This is a genomic window from Algoriphagus sp. AK58 (assembly GCF_014324365.1).
Lineage (GTDB): Bacteria > Bacteroidota > Bacteroidia > Cytophagales > Cyclobacteriaceae > Algoriphagus.
Window position 1 is genome coordinate 232,215 of record NZ_QEIG01000001.1, and the last position, 22,101, is coordinate 254,315.

Consider the following 22,101-nt stretch of genomic DNA (forward strand, 5'->3'; position numbering starts at 1 on the left):
TCATCTATCGTTTACTTTGCTTTACGACTTACTAAATGATCATATCATAATTAACCTAAAATATAAGCCATGATTGTAATTCATAAACCATCAATTTGGAGCCTTTTTTGGATTCTTAGTTTTGGTCTAATCCATCCTGTCATCTCTCAGACCACTTCAAACTCTATCAGAATTACCGGATCGGTAATGAATGATCAGGAAGAAATCATTCAAGGCGCTGCAATTTTGATCAAGAAAAGTACCACAGGAACAGCGTCGGATAGGTCAGGCAACTTTTTACTTCAAGTTCCATCCTTGCCGACCGTTTTGGTGATTTCCTATATAGGGTATGACAGTCAGGAAGTAGAGGTGAAAGACGCTGATGCACCGGTCATCGTGCGGCTTACCCAAACGAAGGACCCTGTTCTTACTAAATCCGAACCATCGTATCAACTCCTTGATCAGGTGGATGAAGCCCCACAGCCTATTTCAGGAAGAGAAGAATGGCATAAATACATCGCCAGGAATATTATGTATCCGGCAAATGACCGGAAGGCTGGAGTGCAGGGAGTAGTGGTGGTAGCCTTTAATGTCGGCACAGATGGAAAAATCAAGGATGTCGAATTGTTAAGAGGAATCGGAGGCGAGTGCGATCAAGAAGTGATAAGGGTGATATCAAGTGCCCCGGATTGGATTCCTGCCAAACAAAATGGTCAACCCGTCCAGGCAAGAATGCGAGTGCCAATCCTATTTCGAGTCGATTCGGATAAGCCAGAAGACCTCTCCAAAAGAATGAAGGAAAAAGCCATCGCAGAGGAATATGGAAAGCATTTTGTGGTGGTTGGCTATTCTTCCTCATCCTCTTTCAAGTAATCTGTAAGCAGTTTAAAACCCATTTTCCATTCCTAAAAACGGATGGACTGGGGATAGTATGTTCAAAATTTAACCTTAATTCTATACACCAATGAAAAACAATCTAATCAAAATCAAGCACATGGCTCTAGTCTCCGTGTTAGGACTTGGAGTCACCTTTTCTTCCTGCCAAATCGATCAGGCAGAGGAAATCGAGGGTCCAACTCAGGTGGCCGCCAAACCCAGTATGGGACCAACTAACATCGCCGCCCGAATTACGGATGTGGGCAAAGACGGAAAAGAAATTTTCGATGTCACTGAAGTACAGCCAAAACCTATTGGAGGGATGGAAGCCTGGAATGCCTACCTGACGAATAATCTCAACTATCCGGCTGAAGCGAAAAAAATGGGAATCGAAGGAACAGTCATTGCTGTTTTTGTGATCAATTCCGACGGAACCATCTCAAATCCTGAGATTCTTAGAGGAATCGGAGGCGGTGCGGATGAAGAAGTAATCAGACTGTTGAACAATGCGCCCAACTGGGAACCTGCCAAGCAGAAAGACAGAGTAGTGAATTGTAGAATGAGATTGCCAATTCGATTTAAATTGAGCTGATTGGCTTTTTGGAAACTAGACCAACTTAAATTTCTACCAAAGAGAGTATCGTGGCTGCAATGAGAACCTGGGAGATTAGCGTCTCGAAGTCGAAAGGTTCTCGACTCAGCTCGAACTGATACGCTTTTCTTTTTTCAAATTAATCTTTAACTGCACGAATGAATGCGCAAAATCTCTGTTTTCTTGCACCTTCATTTTTGCAAAAGCAAAACTGGTAATTCAAGAAATCACCAACCATAAAAAGCAAAAAGCCGCTGGATTCCTCATTCAGCGGCTTTTTTTCCAATCTCAAATTTCTTAATCCATATTATCCCCATGGAAAATGGCATTCAAAAATAGCTTGTTGGTACCAAACCAAGTGCCTCTAAAGTTGGGGCTGTCAAAGAAGTGTACCACACGACCTTGACCGGAAGGAGAGATCACCACTCCGGCACTTTGCTTGAGCTTTTCCAGATTCGTTTTTGAAATGTAGCCTCCTAAATGAGGATTTGACGTATACTTGATCGGAGTCAGGTATTTGTCTGCTGATGGTTTGATGAAGATGTCCGTATTTCTGTACACCGGCAGATTTTTCCGATGATAGCCATAAGCGATCGGATGAGTCAAATCCATTTCTGCCAGATAAATACTTCCACCTACTTCTTTTGCTCCTTCGAAGTCATTTCTCACACTGAATGGAAGAGCGGCAGGCTCTTGTTCCTCTTTTTCGAGTTTCACGGCTTCTTCTTTGGTGATTCCTTTTTGATTGAGCCAAAGTGAGGCGCTTTTCATGGAAATGATGGTGCCGCCTCGATTCACCCAGTCTTTGAGGTGATTGACTTGTCCTTCGGAAAGTGAATTGTAATTGCCTGAAGGAAGGATCAGCGTGTTGTATTGGTGAAGGTTGACACGCCCAAATTGTTCCATATTCACTTTGGTAATCGGCATGCTGAAATGCTGATCAAGCAAGTTCCAGATTTCTCCGGCTTCGGTGGCGTTGATACCCAAACCGACCATCATGATCACTTTGGGCTGCTGCACGGCTGAAACCAAATTAGACCCCAAATCAATGCCGCTGAGGTTTAATCCGGTCTGTACAGCATAAACTTTCTGTGCATTTTTGGCGGCTAATTCCTTGATTTTAGCACTGACTTCCTCGGCTTTAAGCTTTTGAAAGCCCATCGGAATCATCAGGGTACCCGCCGGGAAATCCACTTTTCCGTCTTGTGTTTGGGAGGAAAATGGTCTGTGAATCGATTCCACATGGATACCTGCTTTTTGCAGATCAAAAAGCATTTTGGGCGCATAGTAATCCGACCAATCGATCAGGTAAGCGTAGGCTTTTCCTTCAGGGAAAGAAAAAACAGGAGCTTTGATTTCTGAAATTTGGCTACCAGCTTTTGCCGTTGGTGCCGCCGCAAAAGGCATCCCATAGGCCGCGGCCATGGTCCAAGCTGAAGCATCGTAAAATACCGAGTCCGCAAACTCTTTCACATACTCAAACATGGTCCGCACCATACGGTATTGGGGCTGATTGGTAGGAACCACCCAGGATTTTCCTTTTTTAAACGACTGGCCAGAAGCAGTTAAGTCGGCTGTGTTTTCATAGACTTTGATCTTGTGGTCCAAAAGGAATTGCACAAAAAGTCGGTTTCTACTTTCATCAAATTCGTCTCCAAAAACATAGTTTTTCGCAGGATCTTTGGCTCCTTCCGCCACCGCAGTTTGGAAAAACTCTCTTAGGTACTCATGCATGTATTCCCGATTGTCCAAAGAGGCTTCCATCGTGGCGAGTGAATTCACCACATGGTTTCGAATGGTGAATGCAAAGGTGATGTCACCCCGCTGACTGCTTTGCACATGCCCGCGAGAACTAGCGGTTTCAAATACCAATCCCAATCCACCATGAATATCTGGATAGGTCGAACCATAGCCTGGGTAGCTGTTGTCAAAAACTTCTTTGGTCCAATATAGGCTTCCGATCTCGTCCATGTATTTGGCGAAATATTTGGCGAAGCGGGGATTGATATCGTCGTAATTTTTTCTCGGTACCACCGGGTTTTCGGAACCGTAAGGCTTGGTGGGTTCGAAGAAATAGGTGCTGTTGGTGCCCATTTCGTGGAAATCCGTGGTCACGTTGGGATACCACTGATGGTACCATTCCACTTTTACTTTTGATTCGGGATGAGCGAGTGGTAACCAGTCGCGGTTTAGGTCAAACCAGTAGTGATTGGTTCGACCATTTGGCCAAGCTTCGTTGTGCTCGCGATCCAATGGATCAGCTACGGGAGGGAAGCCTTTGTTGGAATTAGCCCAAAGGCTGTGTCGGTCGCGTCCGTCTGGATTCAGAGTCGGGTCGATGTGTACGACTGAATTTTCTCTGAGATTTTTTGCCAGATCAGACTGTGAAGCCATCAGCCAATAGGCGGTCAGCATGGCTGCTTCGGCAGAGGAAGGTTCATTTCCGTGTACACCATATCCCAAGTGAATGATCGAAGGCATATCGGCTATAGCAGGCTTTGGCTGAGATGGATCTGCCAGTTGAAGCTGCTTTTGGCGGATTTGCTCCAGATTCCCCATGTTTTTAGCAGAAGCGATAGTTAGGATGACCTTCGGTCTGTGCTCATGGGTGTAGCCGATGGTTTGCAGTTTGGCGGTTTCGCTGAGCTGATCGAGCTTTTCGAAGTACTTCACGATCAGGTCATAGCGTGTGTGCCAATCTCCGATCGGGTAACCCAAAAACTGGGAAGGAGAGGGGATAGCGGGATCAAATTTTTCACCGGGGAAATAGTATTCCTCTTGGGCAAAGACTTGTAAGGTCAATAAAAAGCCGAAAATCAATCCAAGTAAAGGTCTTTTCATTCTGATGATTTTTTTATGAAAAGTAGAAAAGGATTTGGGCAAATCCATCAAAAATCCATCAACGGCTTTCCGTTTCACGCCTTTTTTCCTGTAATTTATTAGCTTAGTACTAATTCCTAAAATAATCTATTGTACCATGAAGAAACTTTTGACCCTGGCTTTGATGACAAGTGGCTTGATTATTAGCCAATTATCAAACGCCCAACAAAACCCAACTCCTCCGCCAATGCCTCCTCAGGCTACGGAATTTTACACGCCTGTACCTCCCAAAATCGCTCCGGGAGCCCAAAACAATCTGCCTCCTTCCGATGCCATCGTACTGTTTGACGGCAGCAGCCTGAACAATTTTGTGTCTGCAAAAGATGGCAATAGCCCAGCTGAATGGAAAATCGAAAATGGGGAATTGGTAGTAGTAAAAGGTAAAGGTGATATTCAGTCCAAGCTTCCTTTTGGAGATGCCCAATACCATGTAGAATGGTCTGCTCCCACCGAAATAGTAGGTGAAGGTCAAGGAAGGGGTAATTCAGGATTTTTCCTGATGGGCATGTATGAAGTTCAAATCCTTGACAGCTACGAAAGCAAAACCTACACCAACGGTCAGGCAGGTTCGATTTACAAGCAATATCCACCTCTGGTCAATCCGCTGAGAGCTCCGGGAGAGTGGAACTACTATGACATCATTTTCAAAGCTCCCCGATTTGACAAAAACGGAATGTTGACCTCTCCAGCTACGGTTACTGTGTTGATCAATGGAGTAGTGGTACAAAACAACGTGATCCTCAAAGGCCCAACCGAGTACATCGGAATTCCTAACTATAAAGCTCATGCAGAAGCTTTACCGATCAAACTTCAGGATCATGGTAATCCGGTAAGATTCAGAAATATTTGGGTAAGACCGTTGTGATTTCGGATTTCGGATGGTTGATTTCGGATCTTCCGACGTCCGAAATCCCAAATCCGAAATTTCACTTTTCTCCCAATAACCATTAATCCAATAACAATCATGTCTTCAAGAAGAAAATTTATACAAAACACCATGCTCCTGGGAGCTGGATTGAGCATGCCGTCCATTCTGACTGCTGCAGATTTCGGGAAATTTACCCGTACTATCGGTCCCAATGATCAAATCAACTACGGCGTAATTGGTTGTAAAGGAATGGGCTGGTCAAACATGAATGCCCATCTCAAAATTCCCCAGGTCAATTGCGTTGCCCTCTGTGATATCGATCAAAGTGTACTCGATCAGCGAAGTGAAGATGTGTTCAAGCTTCGAGGTACCCGTCCCAAGCAATATAAGGACTACCGAAAAATGCTCGAGGATAAGGATATCGATGTAGTCATCGTTGGTACTCCGGACCATTGGCACTGCCTGAACATGGTAGATGCGGTATCTGCGGGTAAGCATGTCTATGTAGAAAAACCTATTGCCAATACCATTGAAGAGTGCCAAATCATGGTAAAGGCTCAGGAACGCTACGGAAAAATCGTCCAAGTAGGACAGTGGCAGCGTTCGGGGTCACAGTACGATCAGGCGATCCAATATGTCAAATCAGGAAAACTTGGGCAGATTCGTTTGGTGAAATGCTGGGCATATCAGGGTTGGATGAAACCGGTTCCTGTCGTGCCAAATGGCCCTGTGCCTGCTGGGGTGGATTACGATATGTGGTTGGGTCCTGCACCGAAAAGAGAATTCAACGCCAACCGCTTTCATTTCAATTTCCGTTGGTTTTGGGATTATGCAGGAGGCTTGATGACCGACTGGGGCGTACATGAGATCGACATCGCCTTGTATGCCATGGGCGTAAGCGCTCCTAAATCAGTAATGGCTTCCGGTGGAAAATTTGCCTATCCGGATGATGCATCCGAGACCCCTGATACGCTTCAGACTGTGTATGAATACGAAGGATTCAATATGCTTTGGGAGCATGCCACCGGAATTGATGGCGGAAACTACGGCACCACCGAAGGAATCGCCTTTATCGGAAACAATGCGACCTTGGTCGTCAATCGTGGTGGTTGGAAAGTGATCCCTGAAACCGAAAACGTGGACGGTCAGCGTAAGCCAAAAGTGGAAGAAGTTCCCCATACACGACCTGCAGGACCAAGCGCCTTGGATCTGCATGCGGTCAACTTTGTGGAAGCCATGACAGCCAATGATGCCAGCAAACTCAAGTGCGGCATCCAAACCGGTTCGGTCGCTGCGATCAATGCCCAAATGGGAAATATTGCTTACAAAACCGGCAAAAAAGTCTATTGGGATGCGGCCAAAAATCAGTTTACCGATGCGGACGCCAATGCACTGATGAAGGCCCATTATCACAATGGTTGGAATGTGCCTAAGGTCTAACGTCACCCGATAGGTTTCGGGAGCGAGGAGCGGTCCAAAGAACTTTGTTTTCTGACAAAATGCTCAACGCGACTGCCTATCCCGATCATTTCGGGAAAGAAATCTTATTCTTGATTTACAATTTTAGCCCCGATAGTTAACGGGGACGATTTACGAGCCCTCCGGAGAGATTCTGGAGGGCTTTTTTGTGGAATGTTTTTTAAGCATGATTTTCCCTCCAAATCCTCCTTTAAAATCCATTTTCCCGCTACTGTAATAAACCCTTTGAAATTCCCTTAGAATCGGGTTACATTTTGGATTCAGAATGATTAACCTAAACTATAAACTAACAAACCATTGAAGAGAAGAGATTTTATTCAACTTTCAGGGCTTGGTTTGGGGGCAATGATGGTCCCAAGTTTGGTGGCTTTCAGCAAACCTGTCGCCGCAGAGCATCTCATCGCTCCCGGCATGGACGCTGCCGCCAAAAAGCTCTTGGCTGATGTGGCACTCAACACGACCAAAAGTCTGGGTGCAACCTACACCGACGTCCGTATCGGCCGCTACCTTCAGCAATACCTGTTTACTCGTGAGAAAAACGTCCAAGGAATCACCAACGCCGAGTCGTTTGGAGTGGGGATCCGAGTGATCGCCAATGGGACTTGGGGATTTTCGGCCACTTCCGATGTGACTCCTGACGGGATTAAAAAGTGTGCGGAAACAGCTGTGGCCATCGCCAAAGCCAATTCCAAACTCCAAAAAGAACCCGTAGTGCTTGCCCCTGTGAAGGCTTACGGCGAAGTCAGCTGGAAAACTCCCATCCAGAAAAGCGCGATGGAAGTACCGGTCAAGGACAAAATCGACTTGTTGCTTTCGGTCAACAACGCTGCCTTGGACAATGGCGCTGCCTTTGTCAATTCTGCGCTTTTCATGATCAACGAGCAGAAGTATTTCGCTTCCACTGACGGTTCTTACATTGATCAGGACATTCATCGCATTTGGCCAAACTTCACCGTGACTGCGGTCAACCGTCAGGAAGGAGTCTTCCGTTCCCGTCAGGCACTGAGCGCACCGATGGGCATGGGTTACGAATATTTGGATGGTTTGGCTTCTGAAAAATTCATGAATCCCGCAGGATTCAATAGCTACCGTAACAGTTACGACATGGTAGAGGATGCAGTTACTGCTGCCAAGCACGCCAAAGAAAAACTAACCGCGAAATCAGTGCTTCCAGGCAAGTATGACCTGATGCTTGATCCGGACCATTTGGGATTGACCATTCACGAGTCAGTGGGTCACCCATTGGAGTTGGATCGTGTCTTGGGTTATGAGGCCAATTATGCAGGAACAAGCTTTGCCACATTGGATAAGTGGGAGACCAAAAACTTCAAGTACGGTTCAGACTTGGTCAATATTGTGGCTGACAAAACTCAGCCAAATTCCCTGGGAAATGTGGGTTGGGACGATGAGGGCGTACAAACCAAAGAGTGGGACTTGATCAAAAACGGCGTGTTGGTAAATTACCAAGCTATCCGAGATCAGGCCAAAATCATCAATGAACCGGAATCTCACGGTTGCTGCTTTGCCGATAATTGGAGTTCAGTGCAGTTCCAGCGTATGCCAAATGTATCGCTCAAGCCGGGTGAGGCCAAGATGAGCCCTCACGATATGATTAAGGATATCGAGAAGGGTATTTACATTCTTGGTAGAGGTTCGTATTCCATCGATCAGCAGCGCTACAACTTCCAGTTTGGAGGGCAGCTTTTCTACGAAATCAAAAACGGTCAAATCGCCGGAATGCTCGAGGACGTAGCCTATCAGTCCAATACCCAAGAGTTTTGGAACAGCTGTTCGGCCCTTTGCGACAAAGACGATTACCGCTTGTTCGGATCTTTCTTCGACGGAAAAGGCCAGCCTTCCCAAGTTTCTGCAGTTTCCCACGGCAGTCCTACCACCCGTTTTGACGGAGTCAATGTCATCAACACCGGTAGAACTATTTAATCCTGAATATTACTATGGCTATACTAACTCAAGAACAAGCTAAAGCGATCATAAATAAAGTGTTGTCTTATGCCAAAGCCGATGAAACCGAGGTGACCATCAGCGGTGGGCGTACGGGCAACATCCGCTATGCCAGAAACACGGTCAATACCAGTGGTGAAACCAACGAGCTAAGCCTCAGCATCACATCGGTGTATGGAAAAAAATCCGGTTCTACCAGCATTAACGAACTGGACGATGAGTCCCTGAAAAGAGCTGTTGCACGTGCAGAGGAAATTGCTGCCTTGGCACCGGAAAATCCGGAATACATGCCGATGTTGGGTCCGCAAAATTATGCCGCATCCAAAACCTTTGCCAAGGCTACTGATTCCATAAATCCTGAGTATCGCGCCCAGGTTGCCTTGGACAGCATTAAGCCTTGCGTGGACAATAACCTGACTGCTGCCGGATATTTGGAGGATTTTACAGGTTTTGTGGCTACTGGTAACAATAAAGGGCTTTTTGGATACAACCAAAGTACTTCAGTGGACTTCACCATTACTGTAAGATCAGCAGATGGTACAGGTTCGGGCTATGCAGGAAAAGATTTTAACGATGCATCACTTCTGAATGCTGGTCAAGTAACCAATATCGCTGCGCAAAAGGCAATGGCTTCCGTCAATGCCCAAGCCATCGAGCCTGGAAAGTACACCGTGATCCTTGAACCCATGGCCGCCAATGATCTCCTTAGACTTTTGGCTTCAGGAATGGATGCGAGAAGTGCAGACGAAGGCCGAAGCTTTCTGAGCAAAAAAGGTGGAGGAACCAAGTTGGGCGAAAAGCTTTTTGACGAGCGAGTGAATATTTACTCAGATCCCAACCATCCGGATATTCCATCTGCACCTTGGTCAGGAGAAGGTTTTCCTTTGGAAAAAACCACTTGGGTGGAAAATGGCGTGGTGAAAAACATGTTCTATTCCCGCTATTGGGCACAGAAGCAAGGGGTAAACGTGGTGCCAAGACCTCAGGGATTCATCTTTGCAGGAGGTGATCAGTCTTTAGCAGACATGATAAGAAATACCGAAAGAGGTATTTTGGTTACCCGTTTCTGGTATATCCGTGCGGTAGATCCCCAGACCTTGCTTTATACAGGACTTACCCGAGACGGTACCTTCTATATCGAAAACGGTCAGATCAAATTCCCGGTGAAAAACTTCCGATTCAACGAAAGCCCTATCATCATGCTCAACAACATTGAAGCGATGGGCAAGCCCGAGCGAACCGGAGGAAACATGGTGCCTCCGATGAAGATCAGGGACTTTACGTTTACCAGTCTTTCTGACGCGGTTTAATTCAGTTTTCAGTGATCAGTAGGTAGTGGTCAGTGATCGGTATTCAGTGTTTAGTAAACAGTGATCAGTTAACAGTATTAAGAGGGTGGATTTCAAAAAAGTGAAGTTCCATTCACTGCGTACATCGGCTGATCACTGTAAACTTTTCAAAACATATTAATAATTATAAGCTGCATACTACGACTAAACGCTGAATGCTGTAAACTGACCACTGTGACTGCCAACTGACCACTAGAAACTGACTACTGCAATCTGCGACTGACCATTGTATACTGAACACTGTGACTGCCAACTGGAAACTTCCATCTGGAGACTTCTTCTTCACCCGAATCAAATACACCTCCGGCAATTGGGATACGGATCAGCGCATGCCGTCTAATATCCTGCATAGCCTGGTGGAGTACACGACGATTCCGGTGGACGAAAAGGAGCGCGTGATTGAGTTGAGCAGTGAAGAGATTTACAAAAGTCCCTTTTGCTACCTCAGCGGGCACAAGCTCGTGGAGTTTACCCAACAGGAGCGGCAGATCTTCAAAAACTATGTGGAGCGGGGAGGTTTTGTTTTTGTCGATGACTGCAATCATGACATTGACGGGCTTTTCGCCAAATCCTTTGAAAAAGAAATGGCCCGAACCTTTGGCCCTGAAGCTTTGCAAAAAATCCCCAACGACCACTGGCTTTACCGCTGTTTCTTTGAGTTTGAAGACGGTCCGCCTACGACTTCCTTCGAGCTCAACGGTTGGGGGGATGACCTGGTCCACGATTACCTGAAGGCCATTCAGATCAACGGACGGATCGGTGTCCTGTACAGTAACAAGGACTACGGCTGCGAATGGGATTACGATTTCAGAAACAAGCGCTTTAACAAAATCGACAATACCCGATTTGGGGTCAATATTGTCGTCTACGCATTAACTTAAACCAACTTGGAGACCGAACTTATCAAATACCAACAGCTCGTGGAGAAGATTCCACAGCTGAAAAAAGAAATCGCCAAGGTCATTGTCGGACAGGAGGAAGTTCTGGACGAGGTGATCATCACCCTTTTGGCTGGAGGTCATTGTTTGCTCGAAGGTGTACCTGGTTTGGCAAAAACCCTGATGGTCAAAACCATTTCTGAAGTAATGGAGCTGAGTTTTAAGCGGATTCAGTTTACACCTGACCTGATGCCCGGTGACATCATCGGGACAGAAATCCTTGAGGAAGATCACAGTACGGGAAAGAAATTTTTCCAGTTTAACCAAGGGCCGATCTTTGCCAATATGGTTTTGGCTGATGAGATCAACCGAACGCCTCCCAAAACTCAGGCAGCTTTGCTGGAAGCCATGCAGGAAAAACTGGTGACCTATGCCGGAAAAAACTACCCGCTTCCTGATCCTTTTTTGATCATCGCTACGCAAAACCCCATCGAGCAAAGCGGAACCTATCCGCTTCCCGAAGCACAGTTGGACCGATTTCTTTTGTACATCAAGTTGGGCTATCCCTCTGAGCAGGAGGAATTGGAAGTGCTTCAAAAAACTACCGGAACCTATAAAGCAAATCCCCAAAAAGTTCTCAGCGGATCTGAAGTCAAGCAGCTCCAGGAACTCACCCGACAGGTTCATTTGGATTCATCTTTGTTGGCTTATATCAATCGCCTGATCCGGGCGACGAGATTAGAAACTACTTCAGTGACCGAAGTGAAAAACTACGTGGAGTGGGGGGCAGGAACCCGAGCGGGACAGGCTTTGGTTCTTTGTGCCAAAGCTCGAGCCATCGTCAAAGGCCGTTTTTCCGTGATTCCAGAGGATATCCAGCACCTGATCTATCCGGTCTTGAGGCATCGAATTTCCCTGCTTTTCCGCGCGGAAGCTGAGCAATTGGATACCGATTTTATCATCAAAAAGATCCTCGAGCAAGTTCCTGTTCATGCCAAGTAATCTGGAGATCATCAAGCTCAACGACCTGCGCCTTGCAGCCCGACTCATCAGTCAGCAGCTGCGGCAGGGGATCCACTCGGGCATTCGGGTGGGTGTCGGCAGCGAGTTTGAGCAATACCGGCATTATCAGCCCGGGGATGATCTCAAACGGATCGACTGGAAGTATTTTTCCCGGTCCGGCAAGTACATGATCAAGGAATCCACCACGGAAAGCAACCTTCAAATTCGTCTTATGCTGGACCTTTCCGGCTCGATGAATTATGTCGAAAACGGTTTATCCAGATTGGATTATGCCAAAAACCTGATAGCTTCCTTGGCATATTTGGGATTCCTGCAAGGCGATGCCTTGAGTTATTTTACCCTTTCCGAAGGACAGATCGAGCAAAAAGTAGCGCCCACACCCAAAAGTTTCCAAAGGATTTTATTGTTTCTGGAGCAGGCCAAAGCTTCAGGGTCTTGGCCATTGCAGCCAATTTCGGATGCATTTCTTCAGGGAAAAGAAAGGGAGTTAGTCGTTTGGGTTTCTGATTTTTTGCAAAAAGAATCAGAATGGGAAAACCTCATCAAGGCTTTCAATCATCCCAGAAAAGAGCTGATGCTCATACAGATTTTGGGTGAACAGGAGTTGGATTTCAAGCTGGAAGGAAATTTTGTTTTTCGGGATTTGGAGTCCGGACAGGAAGTGGTGCAGGATGCGCGGGCCATGCAAACCCAGTTTCGCGAGAGGTTTCAATCCTATCTCGATCACTTGGATCAAACTTTCCAAGCCCCGAATGTGCAACTGATCCGGGTTTCCATGAAAGAACCTTTGGCTGGGGTGATCCGGCAGATTTTGAACCGTAAAAAGTTAGCCTGATGGAGTGGATTCAACCGACTTTGCTTTGGGGACTGTTGGGTTTGTCGATCCCTGTTTTGATCCATTTGTGGAATGGAAAAAAGGGCAAAGTGATCGCCTGGGCAGCTTTTCCCTGGTTGGAACCCAAAGAATACCAATCCAGCCGTTCGGTCAAACTAGAGAATTGGCTGTTGCTTTTGATCCGAATCCTCTTGTTGGCCACGCTTGTTTTTTTACTGACAGGATTGATTTGGAAGGGGTTTGGCAGTGGAAGAGAATACAAGGTTGTCCATTTGGTTTGGCCGGATGAACAAGTGGAGGCGGAGTTCCGGTTTGAACTGGAGCAGGCGACTCAAAAAGGGCATGAAGTTCGGTGGATTGGGACCGGCCTTCCGGACTATATCGAAGAACAGATTTCGGCGGTGGATTTTTCTTCGGAAAAGTTGCAGGGCTACCTGGATGAGTTGGATTCTGACCTAGATTCGATTTACCTGTACACGGGATTGCAGGCCGCCTTTTTTCTGGAAAGCATCTACTGGCTACCTCAAAAGCCGGTTTTTCGGATAGCTGAAAATTATAATGCCAAAGTCAAAAGCCCTACCATTGCCTTGGAATCCGGGGAGTTTTTGGAGCTGGATTCCGAGGGAGTTTTGGTAAAAACCACTGAAGCCAATGGCTCTTCTCAGGTGATTTCCGGTTCGATTCCTGTTGCTTTTCTTTCTTTAGAAAAGGAGAAAAAAGAAGCGATCCAATCCGCCCTCGCAGCCATCGAAGAGGTCTATGGATTGAAGTTTTCCAAAAGTGATTCGATTCAATCCCTATTTCTGTTTTCTGATATCTTTAGCCCTAACCTCAAGAAAAATCAATTGCTTTTTATCACTGAAAATCAAGGAGATAAATCTTCTGGTCAAATTGTAGCCTTAAGTGACTTGATTAACCTGAACTGGGAGGAAACTTTGGAAAAGGGTCTTCTCCCGGAGTTGATTTTAAAGCCGATTTTGACTCATTTAGGAGTGGAAAAGCCTGATCTGAAAATCAGCAAAAGCCAACTGGAGCAGAGGTTTTCAGCCATTCCAACATCCAAATTGACCAAGTCTGCTAACCTGAATGAAGTTCTGTTGGTTCTTTTGGTGATCCTCTTTGCTGCCGAACGATTTCTCGCCTACCGTGCCAATCTGTGAAAACGCTCCAATCCCATATCGCCTCGATCGAGCTTCAGCTTACCGCCAATCTTTGGTTAAAGGCTCTTTTGCTTGGAGTGAGTTTGGCACTGATTCTTGGTTTTTGGTTGGAGGATCAGGTTTGGAAAGGTGTCGTGGTCGGAGGAGGAACTGTCCTGATCGCTTACGTTTTTGGGGCATTTCGAAGTCAAAAGCAAAAGGCAATTCAGGTACTCCATCAGCAAGCCGGAAATCTGGAATTCAGCTTGGAACTCCTGGAAAAGAGGGATCTCAACATTGCCGATCAACTCCAAATCACCCGCATTACAGCCCAGATTCCACCAAAAATCTCGGTTTTTGGAAAGGGATTATTGCCGTTTCTGGCTGTTTTTGGGGCGGCGGTTTTGCTCACTTTTTTACCTCCTTTTTTAGCCAATCCAAGTCAAAACTTAGAACCTGCCATAAAGACTTCTCAGGAAGTATCGTTGTTGAGCGAGGATAATCCAAAGCTTCCCATACTCCAATCTGCCCAAGTGCAGATTCAAGCTCCCGCCTACACCCGTTTGCTCGCAAAAACCGAGACCAATTTGGATATCAAAGCACTGAAAGGTTCTCGTTTGACCTGGGATTTGACTTTCCAATACGGACAGGATTTGGAGGTTTTTCTGGTGAATTCCTTGGGAGAAAAGCTTCCATTTCAATCCCATTCAGGCGGATTTCAACTCCAGGAACAACTCACAGGTTCAGGCATTTATTCCATTCAGGCTTTCCTAAAAGATGAATCCGTGTTTCAGTCGGAGTTTTACACCTTGGAGTCGGTGGAGGATTTGAGTCCAGTGATTGAGCCTGAAGAGAAAGAGACCTACAAATTCTTTTTCCCCGGAAACAATCCCAAAATTCCCCTCAAAGCTCACATTTCGGATGATTTTTCGGTTCAGGAGGTGGTGATCGTTGCGACTTTGGCAAGAGGAAGAGGAGAGAATGTGAAGTTTCGGGAAACCCAGATTCCGGTAGAAAGCAGGCCTTTTCAGCAGAAAAACTGTGGGTTGACCTTGGACCTTTCCGGCATGGATTTCAAGCCCGGGGATGAGCTGTACTATTATTGGTCTGCAAAAGACAACAGGCAACCCGAAGCGAATTTTTCCCGCTCGGACACCTATTTCATCAAGTATTTCGATGAAAGTGACGACAGCGAGGAGGCTTTTGCCGGCATGGCCATTAATGTGCTGCCAGATTATTTTCGAAGTCAGCGGCAGATCATCATCGATACCGAAAAGTTGATTACCGAGCGGAAAAAGAAAACTGAAAAGGAGTTCAATTTCACCTCAAATGAAATCGGACACGACCAAAAACTGCTACGCCTGCGCTATGGGCAATACCTCGGAGAGGAATTTGAATCCGATGCCGGTGGAGGAGTGATGGAAGGGCAGGAGGGCGATTTGTTGAGCGGATACATGCACCTGCACGATCAGGAAGGGGAGCATGATCCGGATTTCAAAGTTGCCGAAGAAAGCCACGAAGGTCATTCCCACGAAGAGGAACAAACCACAGGCGGAGGTATCGAAAGTTTGCTGGCAGACTACATGCATGCACACGATTCAGAGGAACTCAATACCTATTTTGAGAAAAGTACCCGTGGTGCCTTGAAGTCGGCTCTTGAGCAAATGTGGCAGGCGGAGTTGTATTTGCGGCTTTTTGAACCAGAAAAATCCCTGCCTTTTCAATACAAAGCCCTGGAACTGCTGAAAACTGTGCAGCAAAAATCCCGGGTGTACATCAAGCGAACAGGCTACGATCCACCTCCGATCAAGTCAGAGGAGATTCGATTGAGCGGAAAATTAGAGCAGTTGGGAACCCGATTGGAAAAGGAAGTGGCCGAACTGGAGGAGCAAATCGAACCGCTGGCTTCTGAGGTGTTGGGCCTATTGCTCAAGCAGGAATTGACTGCTTCTGAAAAGGAAAAAGTCAGGCAATTGGGCCAATTGTGGTCAGTTCGAATCCAAAACTCCGGCATAGAGGATTGGTCAGTTTTGCTGGGGTTGCAGGAATTGGAAGCCGGAAAATTGGATGAAAAAGAAAAAAATCTTCTTCGGGAAAAACTTTATCCTTTAGCCAAAAATTACAAGTCCTTAGGCTCAAGTCAGCTGTCCAACAAGGCATTGAGAGATGCCTTTTTAAAGAAAAAAACATGAGTTTAAGCTTTGCCCCGATCGTTTCTCTTCCCATGCTTTGGACCATTCTGATTTTGGTCTTGGTGACCGGATTGGCTTCGGTTTTTTTCTATGGAAAAAAAGGAATTTCAAAAGATCGACTTTGGGTCAAAACAGGCTTATTCCTCGGTTTTTGGACTTTTTTGGGTTTGGCACTCCTTCAGCCACAAGTAAGAAAACCAGAGGAATCCCAACCTTGGTTGGTCTTTGAGGAAGGAATAGAGCAAGCCGAAATTGACTTTTGGAAGGACAGTTTGGGTTTGGAAAATTCAATTGGTATTTCTGATTTTGAACAGCAATCTGATCAGGTGATTTTGTTGGGAAAGCAATTCTCCAAAGAAGAATTGTATCCGCTTCGGGGTAGAGAGGTAAACTGGGTTTTGCCAAAAGAAAATGGGTTGATCCGGGATATTTCCTTGAAAAGCTATGTGCGGAAGGGGGAAGGTCAGCGGGTTTTTTATTCGATTTTCTCTTCCCAACCGGACCAAATTTTAAAACTTGGTGTTGCAAAAGCCGATTCAGCAACCTTGAATTCCGGTTGGAATCAGGGAGTTCTTAAGTTCCGAACCGCAGGTCAAGGCAGGTCGGAGGTTCCACTAATCTTGGAAAGCGATACTTTGGGGACGCTTCGATTTTTTGTAGGGCCATCGGTTCCTAAGAAATATCAGGTACAAATGGGATTTCCGAGTGCGGAAAGTCGAACACTTGCTACCTGGCTTAGAGAAAAAGGTGAAAACGTCAGGGAGCAGATTCAGCTTTCCCGGGAGACTTTTTTGCAGACCCAAGAGAATAATGACTCACTAGAGATCCGCATAGTCGATCCCGCCCAACTTTCCCAAAAGGCTGTTCAGGATTGGGTAAAGGGAGGGCTGGGAAATCTGATGTTGATCCAAGTCAGCGATCCAATTGCGCTTACCCAACAGGTCAACCGGCTTTTTGGGACGGAATTTGAGTTGGAATCAGCCGGTACAGCGTTGGAAAACGGGTTGGAAGCCTTGCCTTTCCGATGGAAGGAAAAGCGGGGGCAAGAGACTATTCTGGATCAGCGAATCGCTATCCAGCGGGTTGAAAGTGCCCAAATCGGGATCAGTTTGCTGGAGTCCAGCTATTCCTTGGTGATAGAAGGAAAGAAGGAAGTCTATGAGGAGATTTGGGGGGAAGTATTTGGAGCGATGGAGCCTGACGAACCCAGCTCCAAACGGTTTGAAGCTCCGGTTCTTCAGGGTTTGGAGAGCGAAATTCAGTTGTTTGAACAGGACAGCTTGCCAGAGATTTGGATGGCAGGAGAGGATACGGTTTGGCTTCAACCAAATCCGATTAATTCGTTTCAGACCGAAGGAAAATGGAAAGCTTCGGAGGAGGGTTGGATCGATGCGGGAGATGAATTTTCGCTCTTTATTTACGAAGGAAATGAATTTCCAGCGCTTCACTCTTCCCAGATTATAGCCGAGATGCAGGGGGAAAAGAACACATTAAAACCAAGCGATAAATCTCAGACCAAGCCTATCTCCCCATGGATATGGCTGATTGGGATGTTGGTGTTTTTGGGTGGAATGTGGTTGGAGCCAAAGGTTTAGCCGCCAAGTGCACTAAGTTTGAACGGAGAGCACAAAGGGATTTTGACCACAAAGTTCACTAAGGTTTAAATTGAGAGCACAAAAGGTTTTACCAAGGAGGGCTCAGAGGAGAAAGTGAGGACTCAAAGGAGTTTAATTTGTTTTGGGCTAAAGCCAATAAAATTATCTGGCTCATTCAGCTTCCTCCAGCTGAAGCAGGAGGCAATACAAGGCTTTGATTCTGAAAAAGGTAAGTACTCATTCATGAGCAATAATCTCGTGGCCGATTCGTAATGCTTGTTTGGAATGCTAACCTATGAATAGGAATTTGGCTTTAGCCCAAATCCGATTTCAAATTCTTTTGCTGAGCGACTTGTATTGAGCTTGTCGAAGTAAGCCTAAGTATCAAATTTCCTCTCTACCAAACCCAAGTCCCTGTTGCTCCTGGATTAAGTGTGGCATGAATTATTTTTTCTTTTTCCTGGATTTTGAAACTGATCGGCTTTTGGGAATCATTCAGGGCAATCAACACTTTTTTTCCGTCAGGACGAAGAAATGCCACATTGGAAAGTCCTTCAAACACATTGGAATCAATTCTCACAGAACCTGAATCTACAAACTTGCTGGCATGGGCAATCACATAATAGGCCGGATTGCGGGTTACCTGATCTCCATCGATGGTGACTGCACCAAGGCATCGGTCACAGCCACCCCGGTCGGTGTGTGGGGTGAGGGTAGGATTGGAACTGAGATTCCATTCGAGCACCGTTTTGGCCCAATTGCGGGGAGCGCCGATCAGCAGGTTTTTGACATGCCAAGGAATGTCTCCTTCCAAGTTTCCCGGAGCGCCCACCCATTGCTCGGTGAAGTAGATGTTTTTGTCCGGAAAAGCCTGATGAACTTCCGAAAGGGCTTCGATCTGTCCTCCATACAGGTGAAAAGCGGAACCGTCGATAAAGGGATTGGCTAGAGAGTCCTTCAGCACCGTGATCGGATAATCCGGTCGGTCGGCATTGTGGTCGTAAATCAGGATTTTGGTTTTGATGCCCGCAGCTTGAAATGCTGGCCCAAGGTGCTGACCGATAAACCGGGCTTGTTGCTCAGGAAGCATCAGTAAAGAAGGATTGTTTCCGGGATGCAAAGGTTCATTTTGGATAGTCAACGCATCTATCCGAAAACCCAACTTCTCCATTTCCTGGATGTATTTGACCAAATAGTAAGCATAAGCCGGCTCAAATTCCTCCAAGAGCGACCCTCCTCGAGTGTCTTTATTATCCTTCATCCACTTGGGCGGGGACCAAGGGGAGGCCATCAGTTTGATATCGGGATTGATCTTTAGGATTTGTTTCAAAATGGGAAGTACATCCAGTGTGTCGAAGCTTAGGCTGAAGTTTTCGAGCAGGGGATCAGTCGCCAGGGAATCTTCTAAGTCATTGTAAGAAAATGGAAATTCATTAAGGTCAGAGGCTGCTACTGACAGCCGGAGGTAGTTGGTGCGTATATCTTTTTCGCCTTGTCCAAAAAGTTCTTGAAGCAAGCCACTTCTCGCCGAGTCACTCATCGCCAACAGGTGTTTGGCCGAGCCTTGACTGAGTGTAAACCCAAACCCATCCATGGTTTGGTAGGTGGTTTCCGGATCGACTTGTATGATTAATTCTGAGTCATTGTTTTCCGAAGCTTCCAATTGAGGTTGGAAAAGAATCCCGACTTTGGGATCGGTCAGCCAAAATTCAGCTAGGGGTTCTTTTCTGGAACAGCCAATAAGAACCAAAGGAAGGATTAGGAGACGTAATAGTTTCATTTTAATGCAAAGAAAAAGAGGCTGTCTCATTAGTCCAGTTTTCACATTGAGCACCTGAGAGACGAGCGTCTCGAAGTCGAAATGTAGTACTAATCGCTAAAATTAGCCTTGGACTCCGCTCAGGCTGACCATAGCAAGATTTTTGTGACAGCCTCTTCAAAGTTTGTGATTTGGGATCAGAAAGCAAGTGCTGCCAGTCCTAATTTTGATTTGAGTGGGGCGATTCCTTTCGTGACATTTCCAAGGTATTTCTGGGCCAGGGATTGTCCTAAAAGGCCGGTAAGGAAATTTAAACGGGTTTCTTTCAAGGCTAAAATTCCCTTCTTCTTGGTGTCTTCGGTATCTGAACCATTTACAATTTTAAAAAGCTGATCCACAAAGGTTTTGTTGTCCGTTTTTAGCTTGTTGCTTTGATCTGCATTGAGATTCAGGCCAGAGGTATTGTCGAGGATTTTAAGCACTTGAGCGGAAAGATCTCCGACAGCCGGCACTTTTACTTGGGCCTGTGCGGCGAACGAAATGAAAATAAACGCGAACAAGGCGATTAGGATTTGTGATGTTTTCATGGGTAGGTTTTTAAAAAGATTGAAGAATGATGGGGAATTATTCTATCCAGCCTCGTTGCAGGCGATCAATTACTTCTGTAGGCAAAAGAAAGGAAGTCAAAGGATCGTTTGCTTTGTATTCCAGAAAGGTCCAAGATTCCTGGTTCAAAGGCGATGATGCAATCAAGGTATTTTTGATATCCAAGCTGAATTTCAGATTTTCTTTGATGAATTGTATGCCCTGTCCAAGGTAGGTAATCTGAAAACTCTCATATAGCTGTTGAATTTCCTTTTCGGTGGAGTAAAGATCAGGGTTGAGGTAGATATCCATGGTCATAGAATAATCAACCGGCACGTAAATCGTATCTGTAAGCACAAGTCCCTCTTTGAAATCCAAGACTTTCATGTTTTCAAAGTCAAAGCGCATTCCAGCCTCATTTTCCATCTGACTGTACATCTGTTCCATCATGTCTCGTGGCGCCAAAGAGAAGATTTTCGGATTAATCATGTCCAACACGGTCTTCCAGTCTTTGGTCTGAGTAGCCAAAAAATACTGATCCAATTTGGGTTGGATAGTTAGTTCATGACTTTGAGACCATGTCGTCTGAAAAGTCAGAATTCCAATTAGAAAAATGAGAAGAAGTTTTTTCATGGGATTCAAATGAAAAGAAAAGTAATTCAAAAAGTCCGCATTTCGGAGCGATAGGGGAAAAATTTTCAATAGAAATCACCCCATCCTGAACTTTTTCGATATCCTGAAATCAGGGTTTTTGAATTGTTTTTTACCCAATACCCGGAAATGCGACCATGCCCAGGAGAATTACTTGAAAAAGTTTCCAGAATGCAATTTTTAACGGGTGATTGGCTTTTTAGGTGGTTTAGTGAGGTCGGCGTATCGTTAAAGTCATATTTTTTAAGAGATAGCAATCACCAAATGCGTGAAATTGATTTTATAAGCGAAAAAAAGTATTTGAAATGCAAAAAAATATAAATAAAATGTTGGTCGGTATTTTGAAAATGCAAATTACTTTCAATATTTGTCAATTCACTTAGTGGGCTGATGTCGAGTTTTTTATGTAAAAATCAGTTCCCACTCGGTTTTTAAGGCGAATTATTTGACACAACTATGGGAAAGCAAATTTTACTGAACTGGACCAGGCTCTTAATGCTGGTCATGACCATCGGCTTATCAGGGATGATAAGTCAGGAGAGTTGGGGGCAGGCGACTGTCACGACGGATAAGTTGGACTACGCTCCGGGGGAATATGTGACCATTTCCGGTTCGGGATGGCAACCCGGAGAGACGATCGTCCTTCATTTTGACGAGGAACCCAAACCGGCGACTTGTTTGCTTTCCCATGATTTGACAGCTATAGCAGATGCATCTGGCAACTTTACCAACAGTCAGTTTTTGGTCAAGGAAAATCACTTGGGAGTGACCTTTACGCTCACCGCAACAGGTCAGAGTTCAGGGTTGATTGCGACAACGGTATTTACGGATGGAAGAGCTGAGATTAGCGCAGCTTCTCCAACTCCTTTTTCACCAAATCAAGCTTCCAGTGTGGGGGTAAAGGATGTTACTACGATTACTGCTTTTAATAATGGGGCCGTTGGAGGTCAGGGCAATATTCAGAGATTTATTATCAGGGTAAAACAAGGCTCTACAGGAGGTGCAATTGTTTATGAATTTCCAGAATTCCCAGTAGATGCAGGAATTGCAAATGTTATCAATCGAAATTGGGATGGAAAAAATGCAGCTGGAAACTTTGTTTCTGACGGGTTATACTTTGTTGTTGCAGGTACCAAATCTGGAAATAGTAATAATGTTACCGAAACCCTATCACCTGAATCCACCTACAAAACAGTTATTGTAGATAATACCAATCCAGTTATTAATGTACCTCAGAACATTCAGATCAATAATACCCCCGGACAATGCGGGGCCATAGTAACTTGGACCACACCTACAGTAACTGATGCCAATCCAGGTTCTCTGGAATTGTTGGGATCTTTTGAGAGTGGGGACTTTTTCCCGATTGGATCAACCCAGATAAAATACAAAGCAGTTGATGCTGCTGGAAACGTAACTGAGAGCTCTTTCAATGTAATTGTGTTGGATACCGAAGGTC

The 22,101-nt window shown here is 45.6% G+C and carries 17 protein-coding genes; 13 read left to right on the forward strand and 4 right to left on the reverse strand.

All coding sequences use genetic code 11. The features are described 5' to 3' along the window. The first annotated feature begins 69 nt into the window (after window positions 1-69). Both DDT91_RS00975 and DDT91_RS20765 read left to right on the forward strand, forming a co-directional pair. The gene (locus tag DDT91_RS00975) at window positions 70-852 is read left to right on the forward strand and encodes a TonB family protein (protein WP_187174244.1); all 783 of its coding nucleotides are present in this window, start codon (window positions 70-72) and stop codon (window positions 850-852) included. Between the two features lie 91 nt (window positions 853-943). Further along, the gene (locus DDT91_RS20765) at window positions 944-1,447 is read left to right on the forward strand and encodes an energy transducer TonB (RefSeq protein WP_187174245.1); all 504 of its coding nucleotides are present in this window, start codon (window positions 944-946) and stop codon (window positions 1,445-1,447) included. 297 nt (window positions 1,448-1,744) lie between these two features. Here the strand turns inward: DDT91_RS20765 and DDT91_RS00985 are convergent, their stop codons facing one another. Then, window positions 1,745-4,288, reverse strand: a complete 2,544-nt coding sequence (locus tag DDT91_RS00985; protein WP_187174246.1) for a M14 metallopeptidase family protein — start codon at window positions 4,286-4,288, stop codon at window positions 1,745-1,747. 136 nt (window positions 4,289-4,424) lie between these two features. Between DDT91_RS00985 and DDT91_RS00990 the strand changes: the two genes are divergently transcribed. From DDT91_RS00990 to DDT91_RS01035, 10 genes are all read left to right on the forward strand, one after another. Continuing rightward, window positions 4,425-5,192, forward strand: coding sequence for a DUF1080 domain-containing protein (locus tag DDT91_RS00990; protein WP_187174247.1), 768 nt, complete (start codon window positions 4,425-4,427; stop codon window positions 5,190-5,192). Window positions 5,193-5,291: 99 nt separating this feature from the next. Beyond that, on the forward strand, window positions 5,292-6,635 hold the full coding sequence (locus tag DDT91_RS00995) for a Gfo/Idh/MocA family protein (RefSeq protein ID WP_187174248.1): 1,344 nt from the start codon (window positions 5,292-5,294) through the stop codon (window positions 6,633-6,635). 336 nt (window positions 6,636-6,971) lie between these two features. After that, the gene (locus tag DDT91_RS01000) at window positions 6,972-8,615 is read left to right on the forward strand and encodes a TldD/PmbA family protein (RefSeq protein WP_187174249.1); all 1,644 of its coding nucleotides are present in this window, start codon (window positions 6,972-6,974) and stop codon (window positions 8,613-8,615) included. 14 nt (window positions 8,616-8,629) lie between these two features. Further along, window positions 8,630-9,946 (forward strand): TldD/PmbA family protein, encoded by a 1,317-nt coding sequence (locus tag DDT91_RS01005; protein WP_187174250.1) that lies wholly within the window; start codon window positions 8,630-8,632, stop codon window positions 9,944-9,946. Between the two features lie 281 nt (window positions 9,947-10,227). Next, entirely contained in the window at window positions 10,228-10,866 is a 639-nt protein-coding gene (locus DDT91_RS01010) for a DUF4159 domain-containing protein (RefSeq protein ID WP_187174251.1), read from the forward strand. Between the two features lie 6 nt (window positions 10,867-10,872). Beyond that, window positions 10,873-11,865, forward strand: a complete 993-nt coding sequence (locus DDT91_RS01015) for a MoxR family ATPase (RefSeq protein ID WP_187174252.1) — start codon at window positions 10,873-10,875, stop codon at window positions 11,863-11,865. Further along, the gene (locus tag DDT91_RS01020; protein WP_187174253.1) at window positions 11,855-12,721 is read left to right on the forward strand and encodes a DUF58 domain-containing protein; all 867 of its coding nucleotides are present in this window, start codon (window positions 11,855-11,857) and stop codon (window positions 12,719-12,721) included. The genes DDT91_RS01015 and DDT91_RS01020 overlap by 11 nt, the downstream gene beginning before the upstream one ends. After that, the gene (locus tag DDT91_RS01025; protein WP_187174254.1) at window positions 12,721-13,881 is read left to right on the forward strand and encodes a BatA domain-containing protein; all 1,161 of its coding nucleotides are present in this window, start codon (window positions 12,721-12,723) and stop codon (window positions 13,879-13,881) included. The genes DDT91_RS01020 and DDT91_RS01025 overlap by 1 nt, the downstream gene beginning before the upstream one ends. Next, a complete protein-coding gene (locus DDT91_RS01030; RefSeq protein WP_187174255.1) occupies window positions 13,878-16,052 on the forward strand; it encodes a hypothetical protein in 2,175 nt (724 codons plus the stop codon). The genes DDT91_RS01025 and DDT91_RS01030 overlap by 4 nt, the downstream gene beginning before the upstream one ends. Beyond that, complete coding sequence (locus DDT91_RS01035) at window positions 16,049-17,647, forward strand: hypothetical protein (RefSeq protein WP_187174256.1); 1,599 nt, start codon at window positions 16,049-16,051, stop codon at window positions 17,645-17,647. The genes DDT91_RS01030 and DDT91_RS01035 overlap by 4 nt, the downstream gene beginning before the upstream one ends. A 397-nt stretch (window positions 17,648-18,044) precedes the next feature. Here the strand turns inward: DDT91_RS01035 and DDT91_RS01040 are convergent, their stop codons facing one another. From DDT91_RS01040 to DDT91_RS01050, 3 genes are all read right to left on the reverse strand, one after another. Continuing rightward, window positions 18,045-19,427 carry a glycoside hydrolase family 30 beta sandwich domain-containing protein gene (locus DDT91_RS01040; protein ID WP_187174257.1) on the reverse strand — a complete coding sequence of 461 codons (1,383 nt, stop codon included), beginning with the start codon at window positions 19,425-19,427 and terminating at the stop codon, window positions 18,045-18,047. 176 nt (window positions 19,428-19,603) lie between these two features. Continuing rightward, window positions 19,604-19,993: a hypothetical protein gene (locus DDT91_RS01045; protein ID WP_187174258.1), complete on the reverse strand. Its 390-nt coding sequence runs from the start codon at window positions 19,991-19,993 to the stop codon at window positions 19,604-19,606. 37 nt (window positions 19,994-20,030) lie between these two features. After that, entirely contained in the window at window positions 20,031-20,624 is a 594-nt protein-coding gene (locus DDT91_RS01050) for a hypothetical protein (RefSeq protein ID WP_187174259.1), read from the reverse strand. A 474-nt stretch (window positions 20,625-21,098) separates the two neighbouring features. Here DDT91_RS01050 and DDT91_RS01055 point away from each other — a divergent pair. Continuing rightward, the coding region (locus tag DDT91_RS01055; protein WP_187174260.1) for an HYR domain-containing protein at window positions 21,099-22,101 on the forward strand (1,003 nt) is incomplete at its 3' end.

What these genes read in the sequence shown, in the direction of transcription:
- DDT91_RS00975 (WP_187174244.1), top strand. Translation starts at nt 70, where the DNA reads ATGATTGTAATTCATAAACCATCAATTTGGAGCCTTTTTTGGATTCTT.
- DDT91_RS20765 (WP_187174245.1), top strand. Translation starts at nt 944, where the DNA reads ATGAAAAACAATCTAATCAAAATCAAGCACATGGCTCTAGTCTCCGTG.
- DDT91_RS00985 (WP_187174246.1), bottom strand. Translation starts at nt 4,288, where the DNA reads ATGAAAAGACCTTTACTTGGATTGATTTTCGGCTTTTTATTGACCTTA.
- DDT91_RS00990 (WP_187174247.1), top strand. Translation starts at nt 4,425, where the DNA reads ATGAAGAAACTTTTGACCCTGGCTTTGATGACAAGTGGCTTGATTATT.
- DDT91_RS00995 (WP_187174248.1), top strand. Translation starts at nt 5,292, where the DNA reads ATGTCTTCAAGAAGAAAATTTATACAAAACACCATGCTCCTGGGAGCT.
- DDT91_RS01005 (WP_187174250.1), top strand. Translation starts at nt 8,630, where the DNA reads ATGGCTATACTAACTCAAGAACAAGCTAAAGCGATCATAAATAAAGTG.
- DDT91_RS01020 (WP_187174253.1), top strand. Translation starts at nt 11,855, where the DNA reads ATGCCAAGTAATCTGGAGATCATCAAGCTCAACGACCTGCGCCTTGCA.
- DDT91_RS01025 (WP_187174254.1), top strand. Translation starts at nt 12,721, where the DNA reads ATGGAGTGGATTCAACCGACTTTGCTTTGGGGACTGTTGGGTTTGTCG.
- DDT91_RS01035 (WP_187174256.1), top strand. Translation starts at nt 16,049, where the DNA reads ATGAGTTTAAGCTTTGCCCCGATCGTTTCTCTTCCCATGCTTTGGACC.
- DDT91_RS01040 (WP_187174257.1), bottom strand. Translation starts at nt 19,427, where the DNA reads ATGAAACTATTACGTCTCCTAATCCTTCCTTTGGTTCTTATTGGCTGT.
- DDT91_RS01045 (WP_187174258.1), bottom strand. Translation starts at nt 19,993, where the DNA reads ATGAAAACATCACAAATCCTAATCGCCTTGTTCGCGTTTATTTTCATT.
- DDT91_RS01050 (WP_187174259.1), bottom strand. Translation starts at nt 20,624, where the DNA reads ATGAAAAAACTTCTTCTCATTTTTCTAATTGGAATTCTGACTTTTCAG.